This window comes from Nocardia seriolae NBRC 15557, from assembly GCF_007990715.1.
Classification (GTDB): Bacteria; Actinomycetota; Actinomycetes; order Mycobacteriales; family Mycobacteriaceae; genus Nocardia; species Nocardia seriolae.
The window spans coordinates 1-13,780 of record NZ_BJWY01000083.1 but is presented as its reverse complement, the minus strand read 5'-3'; the positions used below and the strand labels follow the sequence as shown (position 1 = coordinate 13,780).

The 13,780-nt window shown below is 69.5% G+C and carries 12 protein-coding genes; 7 read left to right on the top strand and 5 right to left on the bottom strand.

Annotation, left to right across the window (positions count from 1 at the left end):
- The first annotated feature begins 81 nt into the window (after window positions 1-81).
- Entirely contained in the window at window positions 82-1,272 is a 1,191-nt protein-coding gene (locus tag NS2_RS23245; protein ID WP_033087004.1) for a serine hydrolase domain-containing protein, read from the top strand.
- A 19-nt stretch (window positions 1,273-1,291) separates the two neighbouring features.
- Here the strand turns inward: NS2_RS23245 and NS2_RS23240 are convergent, their stop codons facing one another.
- Together NS2_RS23240 and NS2_RS23235 are read right to left on the bottom strand one after the other, a co-directional pair.
- On the bottom strand, window positions 1,292-1,870 hold the full coding sequence (locus NS2_RS23240) for a DinB family protein (protein WP_033087005.1): 579 nt from the start codon (window positions 1,868-1,870) through the stop codon (window positions 1,292-1,294).
- 80 nt (window positions 1,871-1,950) lie between these two features.
- Window positions 1,951-3,015: a phosphotransferase family protein gene (locus NS2_RS23235; protein ID WP_081985786.1), complete on the bottom strand. Its 1,065-nt coding sequence runs from the start codon at window positions 3,013-3,015 to the stop codon at window positions 1,951-1,953.
- Window positions 3,016-3,267: 252 nt separating this feature from the next.
- Here NS2_RS23235 and pabB point away from each other — a divergent pair, with 252 nt between their 5' ends.
- Window positions 3,268-5,394, top strand: a complete 2,127-nt coding sequence (pabB, locus tag NS2_RS23230; protein ID WP_045437519.1) for an aminodeoxychorismate synthase — start codon at window positions 3,268-3,270, stop codon at window positions 5,392-5,394.
- 69 nt (window positions 5,395-5,463) lie between these two features.
- Here the strand turns inward: pabB and NS2_RS23225 are convergent, their stop codons facing one another.
- Window positions 5,464-5,964 carry a hypothetical protein gene (locus NS2_RS23225; protein WP_052086213.1) on the bottom strand — a complete coding sequence of 167 codons (501 nt, stop codon included), beginning with the start codon at window positions 5,962-5,964 and terminating at the stop codon, window positions 5,464-5,466.
- 87 nt (window positions 5,965-6,051) lie between these two features.
- Between NS2_RS23225 and NS2_RS23220 the strand changes: the two genes are divergently transcribed.
- The gene (locus NS2_RS23220) at window positions 6,052-7,653 is read left to right on the top strand and encodes a TerD family protein (protein ID WP_033087006.1); all 1,602 of its coding nucleotides are present in this window, start codon (window positions 6,052-6,054) and stop codon (window positions 7,651-7,653) included.
- A 90-nt stretch (window positions 7,654-7,743) separates the two neighbouring features.
- On the opposite strand, the gene NS2_RS23215 is transcribed toward NS2_RS23220, so the two are convergent.
- Window positions 7,744-8,577 carry a hypothetical protein gene (locus NS2_RS23215; RefSeq protein ID WP_052086214.1) on the bottom strand — a complete coding sequence of 278 codons (834 nt, stop codon included), beginning with the start codon at window positions 8,575-8,577 and terminating at the stop codon, window positions 7,744-7,746.
- Between the two features lie 111 nt (window positions 8,578-8,688).
- On the opposite strand from NS2_RS23215, the gene NS2_RS23210 reads away from it, so the two are divergent.
- The 3 genes from NS2_RS23210 (at window position 8,689) to NS2_RS23200 (ending at window position 12,035) form a co-directional block, all read left to right on the top strand.
- On the top strand, window positions 8,689-9,927 hold the full coding sequence (locus tag NS2_RS23210; RefSeq protein WP_071344789.1) for an MFS transporter: 1,239 nt from the start codon (window positions 8,689-8,691) through the stop codon (window positions 9,925-9,927).
- A 22-nt stretch (window positions 9,928-9,949) separates the two neighbouring features.
- Complete coding sequence (locus NS2_RS23205; protein ID WP_033087007.1) at window positions 9,950-10,312, top strand: ArsR/SmtB family transcription factor; 363 nt, start codon at window positions 9,950-9,952, stop codon at window positions 10,310-10,312.
- A gap of 115 nt (window positions 10,313-10,427) precedes the next feature.
- Window positions 10,428-12,035 (top strand): flavin-containing monooxygenase, encoded by a 1,608-nt coding sequence (locus NS2_RS23200; RefSeq protein WP_071812028.1) that lies wholly within the window; start codon window positions 10,428-10,430, stop codon window positions 12,033-12,035.
- 79 nt (window positions 12,036-12,114) lie between these two features.
- On the opposite strand, the gene NS2_RS23195 is transcribed toward NS2_RS23200, so the two are convergent.
- On the bottom strand, window positions 12,115-13,152 hold the full coding sequence (locus NS2_RS23195; RefSeq protein WP_172416812.1) for an alpha/beta hydrolase: 1,038 nt from the start codon (window positions 13,150-13,152) through the stop codon (window positions 12,115-12,117).
- A gap of 224 nt (window positions 13,153-13,376) precedes the next feature.
- Between NS2_RS23195 and NS2_RS23190 the strand changes: the two genes are divergently transcribed.
- On the top strand, window positions 13,377-13,780 hold a 404-nt coding region (locus NS2_RS23190; RefSeq protein ID WP_222594881.1), incomplete at its 3' end, for a serine hydrolase domain-containing protein.

The following is a 13,780-nucleotide window of genomic DNA, read 5'->3' as shown; positions in this document are numbered from 1 at the left end:
GCATTCGCGCGGCTCACAGCTATGTACCGGCGTCGACGCCATCCCGCGTGGACTGCGGGCCCGGTTACGATCGGACCTATCATGAGTGAGCAGGTCACGATCCACGGCGAGGTGGACTCGGGTTTCGGTCCGGTCGCCGACGCGTTCCGCCGCAATTTCACCCGGCACGGCGAGATCGGGGCGGCGGTGGCCGTATTCGACGGTGATCGGCCGGTGGTGGATCTGTGGGCGGGGCATCGCGATCGCAAGCGGAGCGTCGCCTGGGAGCGCGACACCATCGCGCCGGTGTTCTCCTCGACCAAGGGCATGGCCGCGTTCGTGCTGGCCTGGGCGGTGTCGCAGGGACTGCTGGACTACGAGGACCCGGTGGCCCTGCACTGGCCGGAGTTCGCCGCGCACGGCAAGGAATCGGTCACGGTGCGGCAGCTGCTGGACCATCAGGCGGGCGTGCCCGCGCTGGATCGGGTGCTGCGGCTGGCGGACGTGGCCGACCTGGACGGCACGGCGGCGGTGCTGGCCGAGCAGAAACCGTTGTGGCGGCCGGGAACCCGGCACGGCTATCACCCCATCACCGCCGGGCTGTATCAGCGCGAGCTGATCCGCCGCGTCGATCCGCGCCATCGCACGCTGGGCGCGATCTTCGCCGAGGAGTTCGCCGGGCCGCTGGGCCTGGACTTCTATATCGGCCTGCCCGAGGATGTTTCGATGGATCGGGTGGCCGTCATGTCGGCCACCGAGGGGCTCGACGTGCTGCGCTACGAGCGAGATCTGCCGGTGCGCATCGGGATTCAGCTCTACGCCAAGCGCGGCCTGTCCTACCGGGCGCTGAACAGCCCGCGCATGGGCGCGGCCGCCAAGGCCGCCCGGCGCGAATTCCTCGCGGTGGAGAGCCCCGGCCACGGCGGCGTCGGCACCGCCCGTGCGCTGGCCCGCGTGTACGGCGCGGCCGCCGCGCGCACCGGCGCGCTGCCCATCGATCGAGCCCTGCTGGACCGGCTGGCGGCCCCCGACACCGCCGACGACGTCCCCGCCGAGGATCTGGTGCTGCTCACCCCCAGTCGCTATCACCTGGGCTTCCGCCGGTCCCGCGGCGGTTTCCGGTTCGGCTCCGACAAGCGCGCCTACGGCACCACCGGATATGGCGGTTCGTTCGGATTCGCCGATCCGGCAACGAGTCTGGGCTTCGGCTACGTGATGAACCGGCTGGGCATGGCGGTGCTCGACGATGTGCGCTCCCGCAATCTCCGCGAGGCCCTGCTCCGCTGCCGGTGAGCCCGCCCGGGGCTCCCGGTCAGCCCCGGACGTCGTGCACGTGGTGCACGAGATCGTGGATGAAGTAGCGCGCCATGGAGTCGACGGTGAAGGCGGAACCGTTGCCGCGCAGGGCCGCCCGGGATCGCTCGGCCACCGGGACGGCCTCGAAGGCGCGGGCGACGGTCTCGGCCGCGGTCGCGAGTTCGGCGGCGACGGCGGCGGTTTCGGCGGCGGCGTAGTTCTCCGCGACGGCCGTCGCGTCCTGGTCCCAGTTGGAGAACATGAGAATACCGTTGTCCCCCACCGTGACCGCGGGGTCGTAGCCGCCCAGGGTCGGACCCGGCCGGGGGCCGCCGGTGCGGGTGATATCGAGGCGGTGGGTGAAGATGCGGCACACGTCGCGGACGTGGGCCGCGTACTCCACCGTCGACCAGGTCGAATCATCCGGGCACAGGCGGGCGTCCGGTCGTTCCAGCGCGACGGCCAGGCGGGCCGCGCTGTCGCGGGTCAACCCCGGCACGGCCTCGAAGGCGGTGGCGTCGGGGTCGAATCCGCATTCGGCGCAGGTGCGTTCGAGCACCCAGGTCCAGTCTTTGGCATCGGGAACGATCGGCATGGCAGACAACTTACGGTGTCGCTAAATTAGCGTCCACCAATATCCCGCCACATGCCGCCAAGATGGCGACACGTTTGCCATCACTCCATCCAGCGGTGCGCCTTCTCGAACAGCTCGAGGGTGATGGCGTGCAGGAAGTCGCCGACCTGCTTGGGAGCCTTGCCCGCACAGGCCCGCGCGTGCGTGCCCTCCAGCACGATGCCGAGCTTGAAGCAGGCCAGCACCGAGTACCAGGTGACATGGGTCAGATCGCGGTTCGAGAACTCGCCGTAGTGGGCGATCATCTCCTCCGGCGTGGGCAGCCCGCCGACCGCGCCCAGCGAGCCGACCAGGGCCGCGCCGGTGGTGCCGGGCTCGGGCCGGGTGGCGATCTGCCAGCCCAGGTCCAGCAGCGGGTCGCCGATGGTCGACATCTCCCAGTCCACCATGGCCACCACCTCGGGGCCGTCGAAGGAGAACATCATGTTGGCCAGGTGGCAGTCACCGTGCAGGATGCCGGGTTTCGCGGGAGCGGGGCGATTGCGGTCGAGCCATGCGCCGACCCGCTCGACGCCGGGGATCTCCGGCCCGGGGTAACCCTCATTGACGCTGTAGGACTCGAGTTCCTTGAGCCAGCGCGGCACCTGACGCTCCAGGAAGCCCTCCGGCTTGCCGTAGTCGGCCAGGCCGAGCGCCTCGTGGTCGACCGAGCCGAGGCGGGCGATGGCCTCGACCGCCGAAAGACCCATCTGCCGCCGGACTTCCGGGTCGGAGGCGTGCAGTTCGGGCAGTTCGTTCTGCGGGTTGAAGCCGGTGATCGGCTCCATCAGGTAGAAGGACGCGCCCAGCACGGACTCGTCCGGGCAGGCGGCGATCACCTTGGGCGCGCGGATATCGGTGTCGCCGAGCGCGCCCAGAATCCGCGACTCGCGCTGGATGACGGTGTTGCTTGCCGCGCGCAGATGCTTGGGCCCGCGCCGCAGCACGTACTCGCGACCGCCGCGGCGGAAGCGCAGCATGATGTTCTGGGTGCCGCCGCCGAGCGGCTTCACCTCCTCGAACTCCCCGCCGGGCAAGCCCTGCTCTTCCATCCATTTCCCGACGATCGCGAAATCGACGACGTCACGATCCACCTCGACCGGCTGCGCTACAGACATGCCGCCCATTGTGCCGTAGAGACCCACACCAACTGAAGGCATACGCCAGCAGTAGAAGCGCCCCCCGATCGCGGCCCGTCTCGTTCTGGACTGAGTGGAGCGGGGGAGCGAAGCGGAGGAGCGGAGGGAGGGAGCGAAGCGGAGGAGCGGAGGGAGCGAAGCGGAGGAGCGGAGGGAGCGAAGAACGAGACCTCCAGGGCCGCGAACCCGCCCGGAGCGAAGCGGAGGGCAAATTGGACAGAGCGTAGTGTGCGTGAGCAAATGCGCACCCTGTTGATCGACAACTACGACTCGTTCACCTACAACCTGTATCAGCTGATCAGCCAGGTGAACGGGGTCGAGCCTGTCGTCGTGCGCAATGACGAGGTCGGCTCGATCGAGGAACTCGGGCTCGACGGGTTCGACAACATCGTCATCTCCCCCGGCCCCGGACGGCCCGACGTGGCCCGGGATTTCGGCATCTCCGCCGAGTTGATCGCCCGCTCGGAACTGCCGTTGCTGGGCGTGTGCCTGGGCCATCAGGGCATTGTGATCGCGGCAGGCGGGGAGGTGGTCGCCGCGCCGCGGGCCCGGCACGGGTATCCGGATCGCATCACCCATGACGGGCGGGAGCTGTTCGCCGGTGTGCCGCAGGACTTCTCGGCGGTGCGGTATCACTCGCTGTGCGCCGCGCGGCCGCTGCCCGAGTCGCTGGAGGTCACCGCGACCGCACCGGACGGGGTGATCATGGGCGTCCGGCATCGCACCCGGCCGCGGTGGGGCGTGCAATTCCATCCCGAGTCCATCGCCAGTGCGCACGGCGAGCTGCTGCTGCGCAATTTCGCCGCGCTGACCGCCGAATACCTGGAGCGTCAGGGTGTTTCGCGGGCGACCGGGCGAACCGCGGTGACCCGCACGCCGATCCCCGTCGCGCCCTCGCCCGCTGTCGCGGAGCCGGTCCGCTATCGCGTCGAACAGGCGGTGATCGAGCGGGCGGTCGATGCCGAGGCCGTGTTCGACGCACTGTATTCCGCGTCCCCGCACGCCTTCTGGCTCGACAGCGAGCATGTGGAGCCGGGACTGGATCGCTTCTCCTTCCTCGGCGACGCCTCCGGCCCGCTGGCCGAAGTGGTGCGCTACCGGGTCGGCAGCGGACACGTCGAGATCGAATCCGCGACCGGACGCCGGACCGTGCCCGGCGGGGTGCTCGACTATCTGTCCGCCGAGCTACGCCGTCGCGAGATCGACTTCCCGGATGTGCCTTTCGATTTCGCGGGCGGCTACGTCGGCTATCTCGGCTACGAGATGAAGGCCGATTGCGGCGCGCGGGCCGGGCACCGCGCCCCCACCCCCGACGCGCAGTGGATCTTCGCCGATCGGCTGATCGTGGTCGATCACGAGGCGGGCCGCACCCACCTGCTGGCGCTGTCCGAGCCGGAATCCCCCGCCGCCGCCCGGGATTGGCGCACCTGCGCTCGGGCAATCGTGGAAACCCTTCCGACCTGGGAGAATCCACCGCTGCTCGCCTTGCACGTGGAGGAGGCGGCGGTCGAGTCGGTCCTGACCCGCGGCCGCGCGCGCTATCTCGCCGATGTCGCCGCCTGCCGGGAGCAGCTGCTCGCGGGCGAGTCGTACGAAATCTGCATCACCGACGGCGCCCATCCCCCGGTCGAGGCCGACGGCCTGGCGGTGTATCGCGCGCTGCGCCGCAGCAATCCGGCCCCCTACGCGGCGTTCCTGCGCTTCGCCGAGCTGGAGGTGGCCTGCTCCTCCCCCGAGCGCTTCCTCAAGGTGGACCGCTCCCGGACCGTGGAGAGCAAACCGATCAAGGGCACCGCGCCCCGCGGCCGCACCCCCGCCGAAGACGCCGAGCTGGCCGCGGCATTGGCCCGCAGCCCCAAGACTCGCGCCGAGAACCTGATGATCGTCGACCTGCTCCGCAACGACCTCGGCCGGGTCTGCGAAATCGGCTCGGTCCACGTCCCCCACCTCATGTCCGTGGAGACCTACACCACCCTGCACCAACTGGTCTCCACGGTCCGCGGCACCCTGCGACCCGACCTGACCGTAATCGACTGCCTCCGAGCCTGTTTCCCGGGCGGTTCGATGACCGGCGCCCCCAAACTCCGCACCCTGGAGATCATCGACACCCTCGAAACCGAAGCCCGCGGCGTCTATTCCGGCACCATCGGCTTCCTGGGCCTGGGCGGCACCGCCGACCTCAATATCGTCATCCGCACCGCGGTCCGCCACGAGGGCCACTGGCGCGTAGGCGCGGGCGGCGCAATCGTCCTGGACTCCGACCCGTCCGACGAATACCGCGAAATGCTCTGGAAGGCCGCCGCCGCCCTGCGCGCCCTCCCGGGCCTGGGCACACCACTACGCACCCCGCTCCCGTCGCGCGGCTGATCACGCACCCCTTGCGCGGCCGATCGCGAACCCGCCGACGGCCGCGTCGGTCTCGCCTCGGACGAGTCGCTATTTGCGCCGGGTGCGGCGGGATTTGTCTTCCGGCTCCACGGGTTCGGGCTGTTCGCGGGAGCCGGTGAGGCGGCCGAGCAGGGAGATGCCGGGGAGTTTGTCCAGGCGGGTGAACACCTCTTCGCCGAGGGCGGTGACGGATTCGAGGCGGGTGAGGATCTTGTCGTAGGCGACGAAGGCGGGTTCGGCCAGGGCCAGGGTGCGGTCGAGGCGGTCGATGGTGGAGTTGAGGCGTTCGACGGCGGTGGTGAGGTTTTCGATCAGGTCCGGGAGTTGGGCGGCGAGTTGGATGGAGGCGGGTGGAAGGCGGACGGCGGTGTCGAAGGCGGTGGAGGCGGTGACCTGGGCGGGGTCCAGGGCCTGACCGGCGGCGTTCTGGGCGGCCTCGACCGCGGCCTGGGCGGCGGCGAGGATGTCGCCCGCGGTGGGCACGCGCGGGGTTGACGGTTTGGGGCGCGGGGCCGGGTTCTGGCGGCCGGTGCCCTTGGGGTTGGTCATATGTCTACTGTGCCGGACGTTTTCCGGATTTCGGTGGAGGGATGGTCGCGATCTCTTGTCGGTGGCGCATGACATCATTCGGGCACCATGAATCTGACCAAGGGCGGGCATACGGCGGTTCCGACATCGCTTCTGACGGTGGTGCTTTCGTGGCGGTCACCGGAGCGGGAGGTGCGGGCGCAGGCCGTGCTGGTGGGCGAGCACGGGCGGGCCCGGTCGGACCGGGACTTCGTGTGGTTCGACGCGCCGCGGCACGTGTCGCAGGCGGTGACGGTGGATCGGGAGCCCGAGGCGGGGACCGCGCGGCTGTCGGTGTCGCTGCCGCGCACCGGGTCCGAGGTGGCGGGAATCGTGGTCATCGGATCGACGCCGGGGAGTTTCGCCGAGGTCGCGAGCCTGACACTGACGGTGTTCGACCACGATCGCCCGGTGGCCCGCTACGCGGTGAATGCCTCGGAGCCGGTTCCGGCCCTGGTGCTGGGCGAGTTCACGCGCGCCGGGGACGACTGGGAGTTCCGGGCCCTGGCCGACGCCGGTGTCAGCCTGGCCGGTCTGGTGCGCGAGTTCGGCGTGCGCTGGGATCCCGCGCGCTCGGTCGAGCCCGAGCCGCGCCGCACCCCGCCGCCACCGGATTCCGAACGCGCGGACTGGCATCCGGATCCGCGCGATCCGGCCCGGCTGCGCTGGTGGGACGGCACCACCTGGTCCACCGCGACACGCCCTGTTCCGCTTCAGGATTCCCGGCACTGCCCGCGCTGCGGCGAACCGCGCCGTCGTCGTCTCTTCGGCGCCGACACCCCGTGCCGTGAATGCGCCACCGAGACAACCGAATACCTGGCCGACTGGCGGCCCCGCGCCGAGCGCGCCCTGCGCCGCGTCACCCCGCACGAGGACTGGGACAGCCTGTGGGCCGCCCTGCGCTATCAGCGCGTCGACCGCGCCGACGCCCTCGACCTGCTGCGCCCGCTCGCCCACGATCACCTGGAACGCCTGGTGGCCTTCACCTTCGCCGACGGCACGGTCGGTCCGGAGGACCTGGACGATTTCGACGAGACGGTCGCGGAGCTGTCACTGTCCGGCCCGCTCATCGAGGATCTACGCCGTCGCATGCACCGCGGCCGGATGCTCACCCGCCTGCGCTCCGGCGAACTGCCGCTGGCCCAGACCACCGGCCTGCACCTGGATCCCGACGAACGCGTGCACCTGAACATCCCGGCCGCCCATATCCGGCAGCTGGCCCGCGGCCCCAAGCGCACCGAGGGCCGCCTGATCGTCAGCAATCGCAAGCTGCGTTTCACCGGATCCGATGCGGGCACCGAAATGCCCTGGGCCCGGGTGGTTTCGGTGACCTCCGCCGATGGCCTGGTCGAGGTGTCGGCCACCTCCGCCCGGGGCGGCGCACTGCTCGAGGTCGCCGATCCGGACTTCGTGGCCGCCGCCATGGAGGGCGCGCTGCGCATTGCCAAGCGCCTGGCCCTGGCCCCCGGCCGCCGCGACTCACGCACCATCCCCGCGGATGTGAAGGCCGTGGTCTGGCAGCGTGACGGCGGCAAGTGCGTCGAATGCGGTGCGGCCCACTACCTCGAATTCGACCACATCATCCCGATCAGTCGCGGCGGCGCGACCAGCGCGGCGAACCTGCAGATCCTGTGCCGCGGCTGCAATCGCACCAAGAGCGCGCACATCTAACCCCAACGACGCGTGCACCGGCGCCGAATGTGGGTAATCAGACGCGCGACTCAACCCTGACTCGCGACTCAGCCTCTGATGCCCGACCTGTCAGCGGCGGACGCGTAACACCGTGGGCTCGGCGCAGAACTGCGCGGTGGCCTGGTCCAGGTTGAGGCCGGTGCGGGACAGTCCGCCGCTGTCGGTCACCGTGCACTGACTGCCGCCGATGTGGCCGGTGCCATCGTCGAGGAACTGGACCTGGGCGGTGACCAGCGGTTGCAGTCTGTCGGCGTCGAAGGTCCAGAATTCGATCTTCCAGAGCTCGTAGCTCTCGCGGGCCGTGACGACGGTGTAGCCGGCCGCGGAGGTGTCCAGGCCGATGCCCGCCAGCTCGCCCGCGCGTTGCAGGTGAACCGCGTCGCCGGTGGCGCGGTAGACGATGTAGCGAGTGTTGGCGCTGGCCAGCATGATCGGGATGATCAGCTCGTCGCGGCCGTCGTCGTCGAGGTCGCGCAGGCGCGGCTCGGCGGCGCCGACGGCGCGTTCGGCAATGGCCTGCACGGGCGCGCCGGTCGGATCGAGCACGGTGATGGAGACCGAGGTCTGCTCGCCGGAACCGCTGTGCCGCACCTCGAAGGTCAGTCCGGCCGGATCCCGGGATTGCAGGTAGCAGTCGGGAGGCGTTGCGGCGGAGGCGATATCGCCGCACGGCGGCAGGGTGGACACCGGGGCGGCCGGGGTGGTGGTGACCGGAGCGGTCTCGGGCGGGCCGAGGTTGCCGGCCATGGGCGCGGCGGTGGTGTGCCGGGCGCAGGCGGCCGTGGCCAGCGCGGTGGCGGCCAGCGCGGCCAACGCGGCAGCGGTCCGCACCCCCTGCGCGGTGACCATCCGCACGGTCTGCGTGGTGGCCGTCTGCGCATCGGCCGCGAGCTTCCTCCCCATGGCAGCGAGGATAGCGACGAATCACCCAGCAAACCGCACCGAATCGGGATGAAGCGGAATATATCGGACATCATGTGCACACCTGCGCACCCATTGGCCTATAGTGGCGGCATGCTCGAGGTGCTCCGCCATCGTCAATTCCGCAAGCTGTTCACCGCCCAGGTGGTCGCCCTGGTCGGCACCGGACTGCTCACCGTCGCCCTGGGCCTGCTGGCCTACGAGGTGGCCGGGGGCCAGGCGGGCGCGGTGCTGGGCACCGCGCTGGCCATCAAGATGGTGGCGTATGTGGCGGTGGCGCCGGTGATCTCGGCCCTCACCCAGCACCTGCCGCGGCGGCTGGTGCTGGTCTCGGCGGACGCGATACGCGCGGGGATCGCGCTCATGCTGCCGTTCGTCACCCACACCTGGCAGATCTACGTGCTGATCGCGCTGCTGCAATCGGCCTCGGCAACCTTCACACCCGCGTTCCAGTCGCTCATCCCGTCGATCCTGGCCGAGGAGGAGGACTACACGCGCGGCCTGTCGCTGTCCCGGCTGGCCTACGACCTGGAATCGCTGCTGAGCCCGGTGCTGGCGGCCGCGCTGCTGACGGTGATCAGCTACCACTCGCTGTTCGTCGGTACCGCGGCCGGTTTCGTGGCCTCGGCGCTGCTGGTGGTCACCACCCGGCTACCCAGGCTCGCGCCGCCCGAGCGCTCCGCGCCGCTGCTAGAGCGCATTACCGAGGGCGCGCGCATCATGATGAACCGCCCGGTGCTGCGCGGGCTTCTGGCCATGAACATGGTGGTGGCCGCGGCCACCGCGCTGGTGATCGTGAATACCGTTGTGTACGTGCGGGATCGGCTGGGCGGCTCGAACACCGGGGTGGCCTTGGCGCTGGGCTGCTTCGGATTCGGCTCCATGGCGGTGGCGCTGGTGGCCCCGCGGCTGCTGCGCTCGGTGCCGGACCGCCGGTTCATGATGACCGGCTGCGCACTGCTGCCGGTGGGGCTGCTCGCGGCGGCGCTGCCGACGCTGCTCCCCCGCCCGGCGGGTGCTGCGGTGCTGGCGTTCACCTGGATCCTGCTCGGTGCGGGCACCTCGCTGATCAACACCCCCTTCGCGCGCCTGCTGCGCGCCCAGTCCGAACCCGACACCCGCACCGCGGTTTTCACCGCGCAGTTCTCGCTCTCGCACGCCTGCTTCCTGATCACCTATCAGCTCGCGGGCAAACTCGGTGCGCTGGCGGGATTGCCGACCACGGCGATCGTGCTGACCGCGCTGGCTACACTGGCGGCTACGACGGCGGCGCGCGCATGGCCCGCGTCCGCTCCGGCGGGCACCGAGGCGGTGGCGGCGGCAGGGCGGTGACAGCGGCAGGAAGGTGACCCACGTGAGCAAGGCGAAACCGCTACCCTCCACGCCCAGTCTCACCCACCCCGTCGATCCGGATCAGGCCCGCCTGGACGCGGCCACCGCCACCTTCCGCATGCTCTCGGATCCGACCCGGCTGCACATTCTCTGGATCCTCGCCGACGCCGAGGCCGATGTCACCGCCCTGACCGAGGCGTGCGGCGCGTCCCGCACGGCGGTCAGCCAGCATCTGGCCAAGCTGCGCTTCACCGGGCTGGTCGACACCCGCCGCGACGGCCGCCGCATCATCTACCGGATCCGAGACGGGCACCTGGCCCGCCTGGTCCGCGAGGGCCTCAATCACGCCGACCACATGGTGACCGGCGAGCCCGGGCACGAGTAACCATCCCCAGGGCACCCGCTCCTGTTCAGTGGGACCTGCTATCGCCGAGTGCCCACATGCGCCTCGACGATATGCCTATTCGAAATATCTCGAGACGAATAGTGAGAGGTAGCGCATGCATCCCGAGCAGGGCAGCCCATTCGATGTGATCATCATCGGCGCCGGATTCGCCGGCCTGCACGGCGTCCATCAGGCGGCGCGGGCCGGGCTGAACGTGCTCGGCCTGGAAGCCGGGGACGATGTCGGCGGCACCTGGTACTGGAACAGGTACCCGGGCGCGCGCTGCGATGTGGAGAGCGTCGACTATTCCTATTCGTTCGACGAGGAGTTGCAGCAGAGCTGGACCTGGACCGAGCGCTTCGCGGCGCAGCCGGAGATCCTGGCCTACATGCGGCATGTGGCCGATCGCTTCGATCTGAAGCGGCACTACCGGTTCGGGCAGCGGGTGACCGGGGCGCGGTTCGACGAAGCGGCCGCCGAGTGGACGCTGAGCACCGAGAGCGGTGCCGAATTCCGTTCGCAGTTCGTAGTTTTCGCCACCGGCTGCCTGTCCGCACCGATCAAGCCGAACCTGCCCGGTATCGAAACCTTCGCGGGCGAAGAGCTTTTCACCGCGCAGTGGCCCGAGCAGGGCGTCTCCTTCGAGGGCAAGCGAGTCGGCGTCATCGGCACCGGGTCCTCGGGCATCCAGGTGTCGCCGATCATCGCGCGGGAGGCACAGGCGCTCACCGTCTTCCAGCGTTCGGCCAATTTCAGTGTGCCGGTGCCGAACCGGCCGTGGACCGAGCAGGAGCAGGGCGAGATCCGCGCCACCTACCGGGAGCGGCGCGAGAACTCCTACTACGCACCGGCGGCCACCCCGCATCGCTCGCTCGAGACCAAGGCCCTGGAGCTCACCGCAGCCGAGCGCGAGCAGGCCATGGAGGACCGCTGGAACGGCGGCGGCGTGCTGTTCAACAAGGTCTTCCCGGACCAGAACAGCGATCAGGCCGCCAATGAGCTGGTGCGCGAGTTCGCGGTCGCCAAGATCCGCGCCAAGGTGGACGACCCGGCGGTGGCCGACGACCTCGTTCCCTACGACCATCCGATCGGCACCAAGCGCATCTGCACCGATTCCGGGTACTACGAGATGTTCAACCGGCCGAACGTGGAGCTGGTGAACCTGCGCCGCGAGGCCATCGTGGAGGTCACCCCGACCGGCATTCGCACCGCCGACAGGTTCATCGAGCTCGACACCCTGGTCTACGCAACCGGTTTCGACGCCATGACCGGCGCGCTGCTGCGCATCGACCTGCACGGCGCGGCCGACGCCCGCCTCGGCGACACCTGGGTCGACGGCCCGGTCACCTACCTGGGCTTCGGCATTCCGGGGTTTCCTAACCTGTTCAGCGCCAACAGCGTCGGCACCCCGTCGGTGATGGCGAACATGGTGCTGCACTCCGAGCAGCAGCTGGACTGGGTGCTGACGCTGATCCAGCACTGCCGCGCCAAGGGAATTCGTACCGTGGCCGCGCGTGAGGACGCCGCGGTCAAGTGGACCGACCATCTCCTCGAGGTCGCCGAGGGCACCCTGTTCATCAAGGCCAATTCCTGGTATATGGGCGCGAACATCGAGGGCAAGAAGCGCGTATTCATGCCCTACATAGGCGGTTTCGGCAACTACCGCCGCTACTGCGACGAGGAGCGCGACAACGGCTACCCGAACTTCGAGCTGAGCGCGTAGTCACCACCGCGAATCACCCACGGATACAACGAAACCGGCCCGCTTCCCCGAGACGCGTGCCGGTTTCGCCGTCGACCGGTCAGGCGGGCAGGCCCAGACCGGCGGCCAGAACCGGCCACGACTGCTTCAGCGCGTCCTGCCAGTAGCCCCAGGAGTGGGTGCCGGTGGGCGTGAAATCGTAGGTGGCCGGGATGCCGAGAGCGTCGAGCTTGGTCTCGAGGTTGTGGGTGCAGTAGTTGGTGGCGGCTTCCAGCCCACCGCCGACGGTCATCTGGTTGAGCCAGCCGCCGGTGCCCGGCAGGGTGTGCGGGCCGTCGAGGGTGTCCCACTGGCCCGGCAGGCCGGAACCGCTGGAGATGAACAGATTCAAGCCGCGCAGCTGGTCGGCGTGAACGTAGGGATCGTTGGCGGCCCACATGGGATCGTTCTCGGGGCCGTACATGTTCTTGCTGTCGCCGCCGCCTGCGGCGACCACGGTATTGACGAAGTTGTAGCCGATGGGATCACTGATCTGCGCGCAACCACTATAGGCGGCGACGGACTGGTACAGCCCGGGCGCGGCGATGGGCAGCTGGAGCACCGAGGTGCCCGCCATGGACAGACCGGCAATCGCGTTGCGCCCGTTGGCGTTCAGCGCCTTGTCGATGAGCGGTGGCAGCTCCTCGGTGAGGAAGGTCTTCCACTTGTTCACGCCCAGTGTGGGATCCGGCTCACGCCAGTCGGTGTAGTAGCTGAACGCGCCGCCCACCGGCTGCACCACATTGACGTTCTTGTCGGACAGGAAGTTCAGGACGTCGGTCTGCTTCTGCCAGGTGGCCGAGTCGGTGCCGCCGCCCGCGCCGTTGAGCAGGTACAGCACCGGGGTGGGCTGCGAGGTGTCGGCCGCGCGCTGCACATCGACCTCGATGTTCTTGTCCATGGCGGCCGAATAGACCTGCAACTTCAGCGTGCGCGCGTCGCTCGCCGTGCTGGAGGCGATCTTGGAGCCGTCGGCGGAGGTGCCCGCGTAGTTCAGCGAAGTGCCCGGGTCTGCCGATGCGGTACCGGCGGCGATCGGTAGCAGGACGGTTGCGGTCACGGCGAGCACCGCGCCACCCCAGGTCTTCTTTGAACGCACGCCTCGACTCCTCAGCAGTTTGATTCCGATCGGAAATAGTCAGCGCCCCACCCTGCCGCCGCGCTCTGAGCAATTGCTGGCCCGAAGCTGAGGCTGCCCTGAGAGAGTCGCGCGGCCACCGGTCAGGGCGGGAATTCGAGTGGGGTGAGCTGACTCACGGGTGCTGTCGGCGCACTGTCGGCGGGCTGTCAGCGCGGGTCGCCATCGTCATGGACAACACACCGATGAAAGGCAATCCCATGAACGACACCGCGCTCACCGAATTCGTCGCCGCCACCGCCGCGAAGTACGACATGCCCGGCATGTCCGTCGGCGTCCGGGTGAACGGCCGTGAGATCCACGCCAATGTCGGCGTGACCAGCACCGAGAACCCGGTTCCGATCACCGAGCACACCGTCTTCGCGATCGGCTCGACCAGCAAGACCTTCACCACGACCGCGCTCATGCGGCTGGTCGCCGACGGCCAGGTGGATCTGGACGCCCCCGTCCGGACCTACGTGCCGGAACTGAAGCTGGCCGACGAGCAGCACGCCGCCGCCATCACCGTGCGGCAGCTGCTCAACCACACCGCCGGGCTGGAGTGGAATCTCATCAACAACACCGGGGACGGCGAGGACGGGCTAGTACT

Excerpts from the sequence above, each read along its gene's own strand:
- NS2_RS23245 (WP_033087004.1), top strand. The coding sequence starts at position 82 with ATGAGTGAGCAGGTCACGATCCACGGCGAGGTGGACTCGGGTTTCGGT.
- NS2_RS23240 (WP_033087005.1), bottom strand. The coding sequence starts at position 1,870 with ATGCCGATCGTTCCCGATGCCAAAGACTGGACCTGGGTGCTCGAACGC.
- NS2_RS23235 (WP_081985786.1), bottom strand. The coding sequence starts at position 3,015 with ATGGGCGGCATGTCTGTAGCGCAGCCGGTCGAGGTGGATCGTGACGTC.
- pabB (WP_045437519.1), top strand. The coding sequence starts at position 3,268 with ATGCGCACCCTGTTGATCGACAACTACGACTCGTTCACCTACAACCTG.
- NS2_RS23225 (WP_052086213.1), bottom strand. The coding sequence starts at position 5,964 with ATGACCAACCCCAAGGGCACCGGCCGCCAGAACCCGGCCCCGCGCCCC.
- NS2_RS23220 (WP_033087006.1), top strand. The coding sequence starts at position 6,052 with ATGAATCTGACCAAGGGCGGGCATACGGCGGTTCCGACATCGCTTCTG.
- NS2_RS23215 (WP_052086214.1), bottom strand. The coding sequence starts at position 8,577 with ATGGGGAGGAAGCTCGCGGCCGATGCGCAGACGGCCACCACGCAGACC.
- NS2_RS23210 (WP_071344789.1), top strand. The coding sequence starts at position 8,689 with ATGCTCGAGGTGCTCCGCCATCGTCAATTCCGCAAGCTGTTCACCGCC.
- NS2_RS23200 (WP_071812028.1), top strand. The coding sequence starts at position 10,428 with ATGCATCCCGAGCAGGGCAGCCCATTCGATGTGATCATCATCGGCGCC.